Origin of the sequence: Mordavella massiliensis (genome assembly GCF_016901695.1) — a bacterium.
Classification (GTDB): Bacteria; Bacillota; Clostridia; order Lachnospirales; family Lachnospiraceae; genus Claveliimonas; species Claveliimonas massiliensis_A.
This window is the reverse complement of record NZ_JACJKS010000008.1, coordinates 34,730-50,734: the sequence shown is the minus strand read 5'-3', so window position 1 is coordinate 50,734 and position 16,005 is coordinate 34,730. Positions and strand designations below refer to the sequence as shown.

Sequence of the window (16,005 nt, the reverse complement as noted above, 5' to 3'; positions counted from 1 at the left end):
ATCTGGACTTTTAAAAATGTACGGTCTATAATAATGATATATGTGAAAAAATAATTTATTATTTTTCAAAAATCTAAGGAGGAACAAGAAAAATGGCTAGAAAAATGAAGACCATGGATGGTAATCAGGCTGCGGCTCATGTGGCATATGCCTACACGGAAGTCGCAACGATCTACCCGATTACTCCATCCTCTGTTATGCCTGAACATGTGGATGAGTGGGCAACACAGGGAAGAAAGAATATCTTCGGACAGACTGTTCAGGTGACTGAGATGCAGTCAGAGGCCGGAGCTGCAGGCGCCGTACACGGATCCCTGGCAGCAGGCGCTCTCACGACGACATTTACAGCTTCACAGGGACTGCTGCTGATGATCCCGAACCTGTACAAGGTAGCGGGCGAGCAGCTTCCGGGTGTGTTCCACGTGTCCGCACGTGCTCTGGCAAGCCATGCGCTTTCCATCTTCGGCGATCACTCTGACGTGTATGCATGCCGTCAGACCGGAGCTGCCATGCTCTGTGAGTCCAGCGTGCAGGAGGTTATGGACTTAAGCCCGGTTGCACACTGCGCAGCTCTCAAGGGCAAACTCCCCTTCATCAACTTCTTCGACGGATTCCGTACTTCTCATGAGATCCAGAAGATCGAGACATGGGATTACGAGGATCTGAAGGACATGGTGGACATGGATGCCATCGACGCGTTCAGAAACCATGCGCTGAACCCGAACCATCCATGCCAGAGAGGTTCCGCTCAGAACCCGGATATCTTCTTCCAGGCAAGAGAGGCGTGCAACCCCTACTATGACGCTATGCCGGCCATCGTTCAGGAATACATGGACAAGGTAAACGCAAAGATCGGAACGAACTACAAGCTGTTCAACTACTACGGCGCAGAGGATGCCGAGAAGGTGATCATCGCCATGGGTTCCGTGTGCGATACCATCGAGGAGACCATCGACTACCTGCTTGCAGCAGGCGAGAAAGTGGGCGTTGTGAAAGTACGCCTGTACCGTCCGTTCTGCGCACAGGCCCTGATCGACGCGATCCCGGATACAGTAAAATACATCAATGTTCTTGACAGGACAAAAGAGCCCGGCGCACAGGGCGAGCCTCTGTACCTGGACGTTGTATCCGCGCTGAAGGGATCCAAATTCGACAGCATCCCGGTATTAAGCGGACGCTACGGACTCGGCTCCAAGGATACCACACCTGCACAGATCGTTGCGGTATTCAACAACACAGAGAAGGCAAGATTCACCATCGGCATCGAGGACGATGTGACACATCTGTCCCTGGAGGCAGGCCCGGCTCTCGTTACCACACCGGAGGGAACCATCAACTGCAAGTTCTGGGGCCTTGGCGCTGACGGTACTGTCGGAGCAAACAAGAACTCCATCAAGATCATCGGCGACAACACAGACATGTACGCCCAGGCTTACTTTGACTATGACTCCAAGAAGTCCGGCGGCGTGACCATGTCCCACCTGCGTTTCGGTAAGAAGCCGATCAAATCCACATACCTGATCCACCAGGCAAACTTTGTTGCCTGCCACAACCCGTCCTATGTGAACAAGTACAACATGGTGCAGGAGCTGGTAGACGGAGGCACATTCCTTCTGAACTGCCCGTGGGATATGGAAGGCCTTGAGAAGCATCTGCCGGGACAGGTAAAGGCTTACATCGCTGACCACAACATCAAGTTCTACACCATCGACGGTATCAAGATCGGTAAGGAGATCGGACTTGGCGGACGTATCAACACAGTCCTTCAGTCTGCATTCTTCAAGCTGGCAGCCATCATTCCGGAGGAGGAAGCCATCGACCTGATGAAGAAGGCTGCAAAGGCTACCTACGGAAGAAAGGGCGACAAGATCGTTCAGATGAACTACGACGCCATCGACGCCGGTGCAAAACAGGTGCACGAAGTGGAAGTTCCGGAGTCCTGGAAATCCTGCCAGGATGAGGGTCTCTTCACACCGGAAGTAAAGGGCGGAAGAGAGGATGTTGTAAACTTCGTAAAGAACATCCAGACAAAGGTAAATTCCCAGGAAGGCAACAGCCTGCCGGTATCTGCCTTTAACGACTATGTAGACGGCTCCACACCGTCCGGTTCCTCCGCATACGAGAGACGCGGGATCGCAGTGGACATCCCGGTATGGAAGGCTGAGAACTGTATCCAGTGTAACCGCTGCGCATATGTATGTCCGCATGCTGTTATCCGTCCGGTAGCCCTGACAGAGGAAGAGCTTGCAAAGGCTCCGGAGGGAACACAGGCCATCGATATGATCGGTATGCCCGGCCTGAAGTTCACCATGACAGTATCCGCTTACGACTGTACCGGATGCGGCTCCTGTGCAAATGTATGCCCGGGCAAGAAGGGCGAGAAGGCTCTCGTTATGGAGAACATGGAGGCAAACGTTGCTTCTCAGGACGTATTCGATTTCGGCAGAGAGATCGAGGTGAAACCGGAAGTTGTTGCCAAGTTCAAACCCGAGACTGTAAAGGGCAGCCAGTTCAAACAGCCGCTCCTTGAGTTCTCCGGCGCATGCGCAGGCTGCGGCGAGACACCGTACGCAAAACTGGTAACACAGTTGTTCGGCGACAGAATGTACATTGCGAACGCAACAGGATGCTCCTCCATCTGGGGCAACTCCTCACCGTCCACACCTTACACGGTAAACGAGAAGGGACAGGGCCCGGCATGGTCCAACTCCCTGTTTGAGGACAACGCTGAGTTTGGTTACGGCATGCTGCTCGCGCAGAAGGCGATCCGGAAGAGATTAAAAGCAGAAGTAGAGGAGATCGCTGCATCTGACAAGGCTTCCGCAGAGGTGAAAGAGGCATGCCAGGCATACCTGGATACCTTCAACTGCGGCGCAAGCAACGGCGATGCGACAGACAAGCTTGTATCCGTTCTGGAGGGATGCGACTGCGACCTCTGCAAGGACGTTGTAAAGAATAAAGACTTCCTGGCCAAGAAGTCCCAGTGGATCTTCGGCGGTGACGGATGGGCTTACGATATCGGATTCGGCGGCGTTGACCACGTGCTCGCAAGCGGCGAGGATATCAACATCATGGTATTCGACACCGAGGTTTACTCCAACACAGGCGGACAGTCCTCCAAGGCTACCAAGACCGGTGCGACAGCACAGTTCGCTGCAAACGGTAAGGAGACGAAGAAGAAAGACCTGGCAGGCATCGCTATGAGCTACGGCTATGTATACGTAGCGCAGATCGCCATGGGCGCTGACTTCAACCAGACCGTAAAGGCCATCGCAGAGGCAGAGGCTTATCCGGGACCGTCCCTGATCATCGCATATGCTCCGTGTATCAACCACGGTATCAAGAAGGGCATGAGCAAGGCTCAGACCGAGGAGCAGCTTGCAGTAGAGTGCGGTTACTGGAACAACTTCCGCTTCAACCCGGCTGCAGAAGGCGCGAAATTCACGCTGGACAGCAAGGAGCCGAAGGAAGAGGGATACCAGGAGTTCCTGGACGGCGAGGTCCGTTACAACGCTCTGAAGAGATCCAATCCGGAGAGAGCGGCGAAACTCTTCGCAAAGAACGAGCAGGAAGCTATGGAGAGATACGCATATCTGAAGAAGCTGGTAACTCTGTACGGCGAGGAATAAAAAGATCCCCGGCTGCACAGAAGCGGCACAGACAGATTTCACAACTGCCGCGGGACAGGCATCAGGCTTGTCCTGCGGCAGTTTTTTGTATTGGACTGCGGCTTTTGGCACTTTCGGTGTTTGTGTGCGCGCAGGTTGACATTTCCGCGGAAAAATGGTACAACATTGCTATATGGATAAGACGAACTGGATAGAGGTGCGGGCTTCATCAGTACCGCGCGGCCACAGCCCGGGCAGGCTGCCGCGTGACAGGGAAAGGGGATCCCGCCGAAGGAGGGCTGCCGCCCGGGCAGCATTCCTGGGACGTACGGAGAAGATCCTGCGGACTGTCACAACTGTGGAGCGCTATCATAGTATAAGATGAGAAAGGCCTGTGCGGCCGGCGGGTAAGGCCGGCGCGCGGATCAGAAGTTCTGTGCCATGGATGAGTGCGACTGCTCTTGTCCATGGCATTTTTGTCTGCCGGTTTTCCGGTACTCGAAAAAAGAGGAGCCCTGGGGGACTCCCAAACATGAAAAAGAGAGGAAGATACGTATGAGGAATGGAAAGAGAAAGATTCTGTGGATGCTGTCCACAGTTATGCTGGTCGTGGCCTGCAGTCCGCTGCTTGCCATGGCGGCTGAGGAGGGGGAGGAGTATGTGCCGGAGATGTTCGCCACACCCTGGTCCCTGCTCCCGCCGCTGGTGGCCATCGTTCTGGCGCTGATCACGAAGGAGGTGTACAGCTCCCTGTTTGTCGGCATCCTGATCGGCGGCATCTTTTATTCGGGCTTTGCTTTTGAGGGGACCATCACCCATGTGTTCCAGGGGGGGATCATCTCCGTCCTCTCAGACAGCTACAACGTAGGTATTATCGTGTTCCTTGTCATCCTGGGCATCATGGTGTGCATGATGAACAAGGTGGGCGGGTCCGCCGCCTTCGGCGAGTGGGCCAAGAATCACATCAAGTCAAGGACAGGGGCCCAGCTGGCCACGATCCTTTTGGGTGTGCTGATCTTTATCGACGACTATTTCAACTGCCTGACCGTTGGGAGCGTGATGCGTCCCGTGACGGACAAGCACAACATTTCCAGGGCCAAGCTGGCTTACCTGATCGACGCCACGGCGGCGCCGGTGTGCATCATCGCGCCCATCTCATCCTGGGCGGCGGCTGTGACGGGCTTTGTGCCGGGGGAGGACGGCTTCTCCATTTTCATCCGCGCCATCCCCTACAACTTCTATGCGCTGCTGACCATCACCATGATGATCGGTCTGTCGCTCCTGAAGGTGGACTACGGCTCCATGCGGGTGCATGAGGACAACGCCATCAAGGGCGACCTCTACACGACGCCGGACCGCCCCTACGCGGACGCGGAGAAAGAGATCGTGGAGGGAAAGGGAGGCGTCATCGACCTGGTATTCCCGGTTGTCCTCCTCATCATCTGCTGCGTCATCGGCATGATCTACACGGGCGGTTTCTTCTCCGGGACGGACTTTATCACCTCCTTCTCCCAGAGCGACGCCTCTGTCGGCCTGGTGCTGGGAAGCTTCTTTGCCTATGTGATCACCATCGTCTTTTACCTGGTGCGCCGGGTGATCCGGTTTGACGAGTGCATGGGCTGCGTGCCGGAGGGCTTTAAGGCCATGGTGCCGGCCATCCTGATCCTGACCTTCGCCTGGACGCTGAAGGCCATGACGGACAGCCTGGGCGCGGATGTGTTCGTGTCCGAGCTGGTGAAGACGAGCGCGTCCGGCATGATGAACTTCCTGCCTGCCATTGTGTTCCTGGTGGGATGCGGGCTGGCCTTTGCAACGGGCACATCCTGGGGAACCTTCGGCATCCTGATCCCCATCGTGGTGGCGGTGTTCCAGGGACAGAATGAGACGATGATGATCATCTCCATCTCCGCCTGCATGGCAGGCGCTGTCTGCGGCGACCACTGCTCGCCCATCTCGGATACGACCATCATGTCCTCGGCGGGCGCCCAGTGCAACCACGTGAACCACGTGACGACGCAGCTTCCCTACGCTATCACAGTGGCGGCGATCTCCTTCTTTATCTATATCCTGGCTGGCTTTGTGCAGAGCGCCTGGATCGCGCTGCCGGCGGGCATTGTCGTGACCATCGCCGTGCTGCTTGTGATCCGGAAGATAACGGGAAAAGAAGCGGCATAAGAAAAATAAGATATATCCGACGTTCAAATGAAAAGGCGGACCGGTGCGACCGGGCCGCCTTCTTTTGCGAAGAGCTGTTATGACGGGGACTGAAAGGAGTAGGACTGTACGAACTCTGTAAAGGACCGGACAGCCGGGTAATCCAGGAACTCCCGCGGCGTGACATAGTAAATGGGGCGCGTGATGGCCGCCTCCAGAGGGACGATGCGGCAGCCGGGCAGGAGGAGCTTCTCCGCGATGGAGCGGGAGGCAAAGCCGATGGCCAGGTTGCGCGCCGCCAACTGCATGACGATGTCGGACTGACTTGTCTCGCAGATGACGTTTGGCGTGATATGGTGCTCTGAAAAGAGCTGCTCGATCTCCGTGCGGAAGGCGGACGCCCTGGCGGGCATGAGGATGTCCTGCCCGTCCAGGTCCCGCACTGCCAGGACAGGCTTTTCCGCCAGGGGATGCGCCTCCGAGAGGACGGCCACATAGCGGTCGTCCATGACTTTGTGGAAGAAGTACTCCCCGGGATCCGGCAGTTCCCCGGAGTGGATGAGGAAGGCGGCGTTGATCTGCCGGGATCGGAGCATGGAGAACAGCGTGTTGCTCCCCTCCACGTGGAGCTGGTAGCGGATGCGGGGAAAGGCGCTGTGGTAGTCGGTTATGACCCGGGGGATCTGCAGGTAGCCGGCGATCCACAGGATGCCGATGCGCAGGGTGCCGGCCTCCAGCAGGCTGAATTTTTCCATGTTCTCCTTCAGCCGGTCCACCTCGTTGAGGATCCTCTCGGCGGATGCGACAAACTGCTCGCCCGCCTCGGTGAGGGACACGGACTTGGAGTGGCGCACAAAGAGGGCGATGCCCAGCTCCTTCTCCAGGTGCAGGATCTGCTGGGAGAGGGAGGGCTGGGAGAGGTAGAGGGATTTGGCCGCTGCGGAGAAACTCTTTTTCTTCGCGGCCTCAAGGACATAGCGCATCTGGTGGAGCTGCATGGGGATACCTCCTGTTGTGAAATAATTATCAAATATAAATGATATAAGAAAATCCTATTAGTAACATTGTATATTAATGCTTTACAAATAGCAAGAAAGTTATTACAATAGTATAGAAATAGTTTAATGCTTTAGCAAAGGAAAGCGAAAAGGAAAGAGAGGAGAAACACTATGCAAAGCAAAAAGAGCGTAAAAGACACAGCCTTTCTGATCCTCGCACTGGTAGTCATCATCGGATCCCGGCTCATGCCGGAGACCGCAGGGCTTTCCAAAGACGCGTGGGCAGTACTGGGCGTATTTTTCGGTTCACTGATCATGTGGATCGGCATCTCCATCGACTGGCCGAGTATGATCACTCTGCTGGCCCTTGGCATGCTGCCCGTATTCGGGTTTTCAGGCACATTCGCGGGAGCCTTCGGCAACACGACCGTGGCCTTCCTGCTGTTTACCTTTATGCTCGTATACCCGCTGTCGAAGACGAATTTCGTGCGCCGGTGTACGGTATTTTTCATCACAAACCGGATCGCCAGGAGAGGCCCCTGGTACTTCATCTGCTTCCTGCTGGCGGCGGTGACGTTCATGGGACTGTTCATCTCCCCGTCCGTACTCTTTGTGGCGTTCATGCCCTTCCTGGAGGATATCTTCAAGGTGCTTGAACTGAAGAGGGGCGGAAAGGCCGGCAATGTGATCATGATGGGAACAGCGTTCTGCATCAGCCTTTCCTCCGGTATGACCGCCATCGGGCACGTGTGGCCGACCATGGCCATCGGCTACTACACAGCCGCTACCGGAAATGATGTGAACCAGTTCCAGTACATGGCGATGGGTATCCCGGCCGGTATCATCCTGATCATCATCCTGATCCTGATCTTCAAGTTTATCTACCGTCCGGACGACGTGCACACGATCCAGCCGGAGAAGGCCATGGCTTTACGGGGCACTGTGCCGGCGGCGGATTTCAAGGAGAAAGTGATCCTGGGCGTCATGGCCCTCACCGTTGTGCTCTGGGTTGGCCCCAGCCTTGTCAAGGGCGTGCTGCCCCAGGTATATGAGACGATCAACAGCTGGTCCACGGCGATGCCGCCGCTTCTTGGCTGCGTCATCCTCTTCATCGTGCGCGTGGACGGCGAGAGCATCATGAACTTCAAAGAGACCGTCAGCAAAGGCGTTCTGTGGGGCAGCGTGCTCATGACAGCGGCCGCCACTCAGCTTGGCTCCTGCCTGACCAACGAGGACGTGGGCATCAGCGCATGGCTGACAGGCGCCCTCGAGCCGCTGACAGCCAACCTGCCTGTGATCGGCCTGATCCTGTTCTTCATGACATGGGCGGTCGTGGAGACAAACTTCTCGTCCAACATCGTGACAACGACCGTGGTAAGTTCCGTGGCGCTGTCCGTGCTGACAGCCCTGCCGGCAGGCAGCGTCAATGTGGGCGTAGTCGTATGTATGGTCGGCTTCGCGGCAGCCATCTGCAACATGACGCCTGCAGGACAGAGTACGGTCAACACAGTGGCCATCGGATCCGGCTGGACGGATACAAAGTCCATGTTTGTCTGGGGCGGTCTGTTCGCCATCGCCGGCATCCTGGTGCTGAGCTTTATCGCATACCCGCTCGGATCCCTGTTCATCTCATAGGACAGCGGACCGGAACGAAAGGGAGGAGGATTTGGTGTGGAGAGGAAACTTTCATATGATGTCGTGGTGGCCGGAGGCGGGACCGCGGGCGTAGCCGCGGCCGCCGGGGCCGCTATGGCCGGGGCCAGGACGCTGCTTATCGAGCGCAACCCCTATCTGGGGGGCGAGGCGACGCACTCGGGCGTGGCTGCCTTCTGCGGGTTTTTTACATGCGGCGGCAACCCGGTGCGGGTCGTGGAGGGCGCAGGCGAGATGATCCTGCAGGAGATGAAGGCGCTGAGCGACACCTCCTGGAACTATATCGTCTCCGCCACCGGCAATAAGAATATCAATTTTCATCCGGAGTACCTGAAATGCGCCATGGACAATGTCCTGGAGAAGACGGGCGTTACGTCCCTGTTCCATACAAGGATCACGGGCGTTCAAACAGACGGGCGGAAGGTGACCTGCCTGGAGTGCGCGGACGACGAGGGGACCTTCCTTGTGGAGGCGGGCGCCTTCGTGGACACCACCGGGGACGCCAACGTGGTCCATCTTGCCGGGGCGCAGACCCTCTGGGGAGATGAGAACGGCAGCGTGCAGGCAGCCACGCTCCCCTTCCGTCTGAGCGGCGTGGACACATCCTGTGACCTGACGCCCCAGGCGGTGGAGAGGGCTGTTGTGCAGGCCAAGGAGGCCGGCATTCCTCATCTGACGAAGGAGAAGGGATTCATCCTGAAGCGGGAGGGATCCGACCAGGTGGCGGTCCTTCTGCCGAGCACCATGCCGGCCGGCATGGACGCGGAGGAGCTCACCCGGATGGAGCTGGAGACAAGACGGCAGGTCCTCTACTATGTGGAGGCCTTTAAGAAGTATCTCCACGGCATGGAGAACTGTGAGCTGACAGTGATCGGCCCGGCCATCGGATTCCGCGAGACGAGGCGGATGAAGGGCAAAGAGGTCATCACGGCGGACGATGTCCTGGCCAGGAGGAAGCGGCCGGACGGCGTGGCCCGGGCGGGCTGGAAGCCGGAGATCCACAAGGACGCCAACAAGATGGGCGAGTACATCGAGGTGTCCGAGGGGAGCTGGTTTGACGTGCCGTTGGGAGCGCTTCAGTGCGAGAGCCTGGACAATCTCTACGGCGCCGGCAGGATGGTGTCCTCCGAGCAGACAGCCCACGCGGCGGTCCGCGTCATGGGGACCTGTTTTGCCACCGGCCATGCGGCCGGCGTGGCGGCAGCCTGCCAGGCCGTGCGCGCTGAGACATCCGCGGAGGCGGTGCGGGCAGAGCTCGCAAAGCAGGGCGCACTTTTGTAAGATCTTTACTAAAAAAGGAGGCGGACAGATATGACACTGGAAGAAGCACGCGCGGATATTGACGCGGTGGACACACAGATGAAGCCACTTTTCTTAAAGCGGATGGAGTGCGCGAAGAAGGTGGCCGAGGTGAAGGCCCAGACAGGGGGCGACGTGTTCGTGCTGGAGAGGGAGCTCTCCATCATTGAGAAGAGAGCAGGGGATGTGGACCAGGAGGTCTATGACGAGTATGTCACATTCCTGCGCCATCTTATGAGCGTCAGCAGAAGATACCAGTACGGCAAACTGACGGCCATGCAGGATGCGGTGGTGGACGGCGCGGCGCAGGCCGCGGGGGTTGACGAGGCCGCGGATCACACGCAGGTGGAGATATCCTTTACCTGCCCTGCTGCGACAAGCGATCTCAACCTCTTTATCAATATGACGAAGCTGAACAAGATCACCATAACCGGCATGAACCTGGCCACAGAGGACGGCGTCCAGAAGATCGCCATGACGCTGGACGGCAACCTGAAGGAGGCCAATATGCGCCGGCTCCTGTGCCAGATCGGCAAGGAGGCGGACGACTTCCGGATCACGGCGGTAAAATAGGCAAAAAATCCGGGAGAACGGACATCAAAAAGGCAGATGCGGACGTCTGAAAAAGCGTCCCGCACCTGCCTTTTTTTCAGCGCTACAGCAGCTTCTCGAAGGCGATCCTCGGGTCCCCGTCCTCGTCCCCGCCGCACAGACGGATGGTGCCGCAGCGGGTGAAGCCGGCCTTTACAAGGGCCCGCTGCATGGGCAGGTTGCCCTCGTGGGTGTCGATGCGGATGCTGCCCATCCCTTCCTTTTTTGCAAGGGAGGAGACGCAGGCAAACAGCTTTCCGGCTGTGCCCTGTCCCCGCAGCGCGGGATCCACGGCCATGCGGTGGATGGCGGCGTAGGCGGGCGGATCCCCGTTTTTATCCGCATCGCCGGTGAGCCAGCGGCCGCCGTATATGTTTACGTAGCTGGGATCCTCCGTGAAGGTGACGGCGCAGACAGCCTGGATCTGTCCGTCTTCCTCCAGTACATATCCCAGGCCTGTCTGTGCATCGGAGGCAAAGATGGCCCGGTCCGGGTAGCCTTTCTGCCACTGGTCCAGCCCCTGGGACTTCAGGAAGGCGCGGGCGCCCTCCACGATCTCCATGATCCGGTCTGTATCGCGGGAAGTTGTATGGCGTAAGGTGTGCATATGTGTGTCCTCCGTTCGTCTGTCGTTTTTTGAGATCAGTCACATTATATCATATATCCCGGAAAAAGGAGGGAGTACCTTTCTTATTTGCGGGAAAACTGCTATAATATAAAGATGCCGGCAGGCAGAGCCCTGCCGCGCGGAATCTGAGAAAAGAATGGAGACGGATACGTATGGATATAAACAACTGCCAGGCCTATGAACTGATCCGCAGGGAAGAGCTGGAGGGGATCCAGTCTGCCGGATACCTGCTGCGGCATAAAAAGAGCGGAGCCAGAGTCGTGCTCATTGAGAACGACGACGACAACAAGGTGTTCAGCATCGCCTTCCGCACGCCCCCCTCAGACAGCACCGGCGTGCCTCATATCATGGAGCACTCGGTCCTTTGCGGGTCAGAGCATTTCCCGGCCAAGGATCCCTTTGTGGAGCTGGTGAAGGGCTCCCTGAACACATTTTTAAATGCCATGACTTACCCGGACAAGACGGTATACCCGGTGGCCAGCTGCAATGACGCGGATTTCCAGAATCTGATGCATGTCTATATGGACGCGGTGCTGCACCCGAATATCTACGATCACGACGAGATCTTCCGCCAGGAGGGCTGGAGCTATCGCCTGGAGGAGAAGGACGGGAAACTGTCCTACAACGGCGTCGTGTACAATGAGATGAAGGGAGCCTTCTCCTCCGCGGACAGCGTGCTGGACCGGGTCGTGCTCAACACGCTCTTCCCGGACACCTGCTATGCCAATGAGTCGGGCGGCGATCCGGATGTGATCCCGCAGCTCACCTATGAGCAGTTCCTGGATTTCCACAGGAAGTATTATCATCCGTCCAACAGCTATATTTACCTCTACGGCGATATGGACATGGAGGAGAAGCTGAACTGGCTGGATGAGGCGTATCTGTGTCATTACGGGAATGAGCCGGTGGACTCGCGGATCCGCCTGCAGGAGCCGTTTGAGAAGATAGTGGAAAAAGAGATCTTCTACTCCATCGCCAGCGATGAGCCGGAGGAGGACAACACTTATCTCTCCTACAACAAAGTCATCGGCACCAGCCTGGACCGGGAGCTCTACCTGGCATTCCAGATCCTGGACTACGCCCTTTTGTCCGCGCCGGGGGCGCCGCTGAAAAAAGCGCTGACGGACGCGGGGATCGGGAAGGACATCATGGGCTCCTACGACAACGGCATTTACCAGCCCATCTTCTCTGTGATCGCCAAGAACGCCAATGTGGATCAAAAGGGTGAATTTATCCGCATCATCGAGGATGTGCTGGCCGGCATAGCGGACAGGGGACTGGACAGGAAGGCGCTGGAGGCGGGCATCAACTACCATGAGTTCCGCTACAGGGAAGCGGATTTCGGCAGCTATCCCAAGGGACTCATGTACGGACTGCAGATGATGGACAGTTGGCTCTACGATGAGGATGAGCCCTTTATGCACATCGACGCCCTGGACACGTTCGCGTTCCTGAAAGAGCAGATGGACACAGGTTACTATGAGGGGCTGATCCGCAGATACTTGCTGGACAACACCCACGGCGCCATCGTCGTGGTGAAGCCGGAGCGGGGCCGCACCGCCAGGATGGACCGGGAGCTTGAGGAAAAACTGGAGGCCTACAAGGCGGGCTTGAGCGACACCGAGAAGGAGCGCCTGATGGAGCGGACAAAGGAGCTGGAGGAGTACCAGTCCCAGCCCGACAGGCCGGAGGATATCGAGAAGATCCCGGTGCTGCGGCGGACGGATATCTCCCGGGAGATCGCGCCCATCCTCAACGAGGAGATGACGCTGGCGGGCGTGCCGGCTGTGTTCCACGAGACGTGGACCAACGGAATCGGATACGCGGATCTTATGTTCGATCTGTCAGATGTGCCGGAGGAGATGCTGGGGTATGTGGGCATCCTCCAGTCTGTGCTTGGCATTATCGACACAGAGAACTATGAGTACGGGGAGCTGTTCAATGAGATCAACCGCCGCACCGGCGGGATCGGCACATCCCTGGAGCTCTACAGCGATGTGACGAGAGTGGAGGAGAAGGCCTTCCGGGCTACCTTTGAGATCAAGGCAAAAGCCATGTACGGGCAGATGCCCTTTGCCTTCCGCATGATGCGGGAGATCCTTACCGGATCGAAGCTGGGCGACACAAAGCGGATCAGGGAAATCCTGGATATGCTGAAGTCCCGCCTGCTCATGCGGTTCCAGTCCTCGGGGCACACCACCGCCGCCCTGCGGGCTTTGTCCTACGCCTCGCCCTCGGCGAAGTTCAAGGACATGACGAACGGCATTGCGTTCTATCAGTTTGTGGCGGACCTGACGGACCATTTTGAGGAGAGAAAGGAAGAACTGACTCGGGTTCTCGGGACGCTGAGCCGGCAGATCTTCCGCGGGGACAATATGATGATCAGCTACACTGCCTCCAGGGAGGGCCTGGAAGGCATGGAGGAACTGGCGGGAGAGATGAGGGAGCACCTCTTTGCGGGGGAGGCGCCGGGGACGCCCTGCGTGATCCGCTGCGAGAAGAAGAACGAGGGCTTTAAGACAGCATCCAAGGTGCAGTACGTGGCCCGGACCGGCAATTTCATCGACCACGGCGCCTCCTACACAGGAGCCCTGCAGATCCTGAAAGTCATCCTGAGCTACGACTACCTGTGGCAGAACATCCGGGTCAAAGGCGGGGCCTACGGATGCATGAGCAATTTCAACCGCATCGGCGAGGGCTACCTTGTGTCCTACCGGGATCCGCACTTGAAGCGCACTATGGAGGTGTATGAGGGTGTGGTGGACTACCTGCGCAGCTTCGAGGTCAGCGACCGGGATATGACCAAATACATCATCGGCACCATCAGCGGCATGGACCAGCCCATGACTCCGGCCGGCAGGGGCGACCGCTCCATGAACCTCTACATGAACCATGTCAGCGGGGAGATGATCCGAAAGGAGAGGGCCCAGGTGCTTGACGCGACGCAGGAGGACATCCGCGCCCTGGCCGATGTGGTCGCCGCCATGCTGGCGGCAGAGCAGATCTGCGTGATCGGCGGGGAGGAAAAGATCGAGGCGAACAGGGAGATGTTCGACGATGTGACAAACTTTTAACAGGTGACGTAACACTTTTCAAAAGTGTTACGTCCGGATCTACACTAACTGGTGTGTTATTGTGCATACTTCCTGACACAATAGCAAAAAAAGGAGACAATATGACAGACAATTTTAAGTCCGGCTTTGCGACCCTCATAGGGCGCCCGAACGTTGGAAAATCAACGCTTATGAACTATCTGATCGGCCAGAAGATCGCCATCACATCCAACAAGCCGCAGACGACGAGAAACAGGATCCAGACGGTGCTGACCACGCAGGAGGGTCAGATCATCTTCGTGGACACGCCGGGCATACACAAGGCGAAGAACAGGCTGGGGGAATACATGGTCAATGTGGCGGAGCGGACGCTCAACGAGGTGGACGTGGTCCTCTGGCTCGTGGAGCCGACTACGTTTATCGGCGCGGGCGAGAAGCACATTGCGGACCAGCTCCGCAAGGTAAAGACGCCGGTGATCCTGGTGATCAACAAGGTGGATATGGTGAAGAAGGAGGAGATCCTTCCGTCTATCGCCGCTTACAGGGACCTGTACGATTTCGCGGAGATCGTGCCCGTGTCCGCGAGGAGCGGGGAGAACACGGATGAGCTGCTGAAGGTGATCCTGAAATACCTTCCTTACGGCCCTCAGTTTTACGACGAGGACACAGTCACTGACCAGCCGGAGCGGCAGATCGTGGCGGAACTGATCCGCGAGAAGGCGCTGCATTGCCTGGACGAGGAGATCCCCCACGGTATCGCCGTGACCATCGAGCACATGAAGAAAAACAGGAAAGTCATGCACATTGACGCGACGATCATATGCGAGCGGGACAGCCACAAGGGGATCATTATTGGAAAGCAAGGAAATATGTTGAAAAAGATAGGCAGCACTGCCCGGTACGAGATTGAGAAAATGCTGGGATGCCAGGTAAACCTGAAGCTCTGGGTCAAGGTGAAAAAAGACTGGAGGGACAGCGAGTACCTGATGAAAAATTTTGGATACCGGGAGGACGAATAAAAGGAACCGTCCCGGGGAGATGCTAACCTCATCAACTTTAGGATGAGGTGTGGCTATGGAAGACTACTGGAAGAAATTTGCCCGTTCCGGTGCTGTCAGGGACTATCTGGAATACCGGGGTATGGAGATGCGCGCGGGGGACACGGAGACATGTGAAAGCAGTCTGCGCGCGGCAGGTGAAGCAGGGGTGAAGAAACGTGGAGCAGATAACAGTGACAGGGATGGTACTTGTGACCACCCCCGTGGGTGAGTACGACAAGCGGGTCGTGATGCTGACAAAAGAGAGGGGCAGGATCGCCGCCTTTGCCAGGGGGGCCAGAAGGCCGAACAGCCCCCTGGCAGGTGTGACGGAGCCCTTTTCTTTCGGTACGTTCGCGCTCTATGAGGGGCGCACATCCTACACGCTCACATCGGCCTCCATCTCCAACTACTTTGCAGAGCTGCGCACGGACGTGGAGGGAGCCTGCTACGGTTTTTATTTCCTCGATATCGCCTCCTACTATTCCAGGGAGGCCAACGATGAGACGCAGCTTTTGAAACTGCTCTACCAGACCATGCGGGCGCTCACGAAGAAATCACTGCCGGACCGGCTGATCCGGTGTATCTATGAGCTCAAAGCCGTCACGGTCAACGGGGAAGGGCCGGATGTATTCCACTGTGTCCTCTGCCGGAAGGAGGGGACGGGCGGCGTCTTCAGCGCGCGGCGCGGCGGCCTCGTCTGCGCCGGCTGCAGCGCGCAGGCGCCGGACGGCATTTCCCTAGATCCGTCCACGCTCTATGCCATGCAGTACATAGAAGTATCCAGCATCGAGAAGTTGTACACCTTCACTGTGTCGGAGAAAGTGCTCCTGGAGCTGGAGACGGTCATGAGGCGGTATATGGAGCTCTATGTGGACCGGCATTTCAAGTCGCTGGACATTCTGGAACAGATGACGGCAGCACCCTAAACGGGGTTGAAAAGTGCGGCGGCAGACGTTATAATATTGCATTATCCGGTATATG

At 57.2% G+C, this 16,005-nt stretch carries 11 protein-coding genes and 1 riboswitch; of the genes, 9 read left to right on the top strand and 2 right to left on the bottom strand.

Going from position 1 to position 16,005, the window contains the following annotated elements:
- Positions 1-92: 92 nt before the first annotated feature.
- Together nifJ and H6A20_RS07300 are read left to right on the top strand one after the other, a co-directional pair.
- The gene (gene nifJ, locus H6A20_RS07305; RefSeq protein WP_204906479.1) at positions 93-3,629 is read left to right on the top strand and encodes a pyruvate:ferredoxin (flavodoxin) oxidoreductase; all 3,537 of its coding nucleotides are present in this window, start codon (positions 93-95) and stop codon (positions 3,627-3,629) included.
- 183 nt (positions 3,630-3,812) lie between these two features.
- Positions 3,813-3,985, top strand: a riboswitch (Lysine riboswitch).
- A gap of 178 nt (positions 3,986-4,163) precedes the next feature.
- Positions 4,164-5,783, top strand: coding sequence for a Na+/H+ antiporter NhaC family protein (locus H6A20_RS07300; protein ID WP_204906477.1), 1,620 nt, complete (start codon positions 4,164-4,166; stop codon positions 5,781-5,783).
- A gap of 77 nt (positions 5,784-5,860) precedes the next feature.
- On the opposite strand, the gene H6A20_RS07295 is transcribed toward H6A20_RS07300, so the two are convergent.
- Entirely contained in the window at positions 5,861-6,760 is a 900-nt protein-coding gene (locus H6A20_RS07295; RefSeq protein ID WP_204906476.1) for a LysR family transcriptional regulator, read from the bottom strand.
- 171 nt (positions 6,761-6,931) lie between these two features.
- Between H6A20_RS07295 and H6A20_RS07290 the strand changes: the two genes are divergently transcribed.
- Genes H6A20_RS07290 through H6A20_RS07280 form a run of 3 tightly spaced genes read left to right on the top strand, consistent with a single transcriptional unit; the run spans position 6,932 to position 10,285 of the window.
- Complete coding sequence (locus H6A20_RS07290; RefSeq protein WP_204906475.1) at positions 6,932-8,395, top strand: SLC13 family permease; 1,464 nt, start codon at positions 6,932-6,934, stop codon at positions 8,393-8,395.
- Between the two features lie 36 nt (positions 8,396-8,431).
- A complete protein-coding gene (locus H6A20_RS07285; RefSeq protein ID WP_204906474.1) occupies positions 8,432-9,694 on the top strand; it encodes an FAD-dependent oxidoreductase in 1,263 nt (420 codons plus the stop codon).
- Positions 9,695-9,724: 30 nt separating this feature from the next.
- Entirely contained in the window at positions 9,725-10,285 is a 561-nt protein-coding gene (locus H6A20_RS07280; protein WP_204906473.1) for a chorismate mutase, read from the top strand.
- Between the two features lie 82 nt (positions 10,286-10,367).
- Here the strand turns inward: H6A20_RS07280 and H6A20_RS07275 are convergent, their stop codons facing one another.
- The gene (locus tag H6A20_RS07275) at positions 10,368-10,910 is read right to left on the bottom strand and encodes a GNAT family N-acetyltransferase (RefSeq protein ID WP_204906471.1); all 543 of its coding nucleotides are present in this window, start codon (positions 10,908-10,910) and stop codon (positions 10,368-10,370) included.
- Positions 10,911-11,083: 173 nt separating this feature from the next.
- Between H6A20_RS07275 and H6A20_RS07270 the strand changes: the two genes are divergently transcribed.
- The 4 genes from H6A20_RS07270 (at position 11,084) to recO (ending at position 15,950) form a co-directional block, all read left to right on the top strand.
- The gene (locus H6A20_RS07270) at positions 11,084-14,005 is read left to right on the top strand and encodes an insulinase family protein (protein ID WP_204906470.1); all 2,922 of its coding nucleotides are present in this window, start codon (positions 11,084-11,086) and stop codon (positions 14,003-14,005) included.
- A gap of 101 nt (positions 14,006-14,106) precedes the next feature.
- Complete coding sequence (gene era, locus H6A20_RS07265; RefSeq protein ID WP_204906469.1) at positions 14,107-15,003, top strand: GTPase Era; 897 nt, start codon at positions 14,107-14,109, stop codon at positions 15,001-15,003.
- A gap of 55 nt (positions 15,004-15,058) precedes the next feature.
- Positions 15,059-15,253, top strand: a complete 195-nt coding sequence (locus tag H6A20_RS07260; RefSeq protein WP_204906468.1) for a hypothetical protein — start codon at positions 15,059-15,061, stop codon at positions 15,251-15,253.
- A complete protein-coding gene (gene recO / locus H6A20_RS07255) occupies positions 15,225-15,950 on the top strand; it encodes a DNA repair protein RecO (protein WP_207750387.1) in 726 nt (241 codons plus the stop codon). The genes H6A20_RS07260 and recO overlap by 29 nt, the downstream gene beginning before the upstream one ends.
- Positions 15,951-16,005 lie beyond the last annotated feature (55 nt).

Bases quoted from the DNA above. Each gene is read 5' to 3' on its own strand.
- nifJ (WP_204906479.1), top strand. From the start codon at position 93: ATGGCTAGAAAAATGAAGACCATGGATGGTAATCAGGCTGCGGCTCAT.
- H6A20_RS07300 (WP_204906477.1), top strand. From the start codon at position 4,164: ATGAGGAATGGAAAGAGAAAGATTCTGTGGATGCTGTCCACAGTTATG.
- H6A20_RS07295 (WP_204906476.1), bottom strand. From the start codon at position 6,760: ATGCAGCTCCACCAGATGCGCTATGTCCTTGAGGCCGCGAAGAAAAAG.
- H6A20_RS07290 (WP_204906475.1), top strand. From the start codon at position 6,932: ATGCAAAGCAAAAAGAGCGTAAAAGACACAGCCTTTCTGATCCTCGCA.
- H6A20_RS07280 (WP_204906473.1), top strand. From the start codon at position 9,725: ATGACACTGGAAGAAGCACGCGCGGATATTGACGCGGTGGACACACAG.
- H6A20_RS07275 (WP_204906471.1), bottom strand. From the start codon at position 10,910: ATGCACACCTTACGCCATACAACTTCCCGCGATACAGACCGGATCATG.
- H6A20_RS07270 (WP_204906470.1), top strand. From the start codon at position 11,084: ATGGATATAAACAACTGCCAGGCCTATGAACTGATCCGCAGGGAAGAG.
- era (WP_204906469.1), top strand. From the start codon at position 14,107: ATGACAGACAATTTTAAGTCCGGCTTTGCGACCCTCATAGGGCGCCCG.
- H6A20_RS07260 (WP_204906468.1), top strand. From the start codon at position 15,059: ATGGAAGACTACTGGAAGAAATTTGCCCGTTCCGGTGCTGTCAGGGAC.
- recO (WP_207750387.1), top strand. From the start codon at position 15,225: ATGGTACTTGTGACCACCCCCGTGGGTGAGTACGACAAGCGGGTCGTG.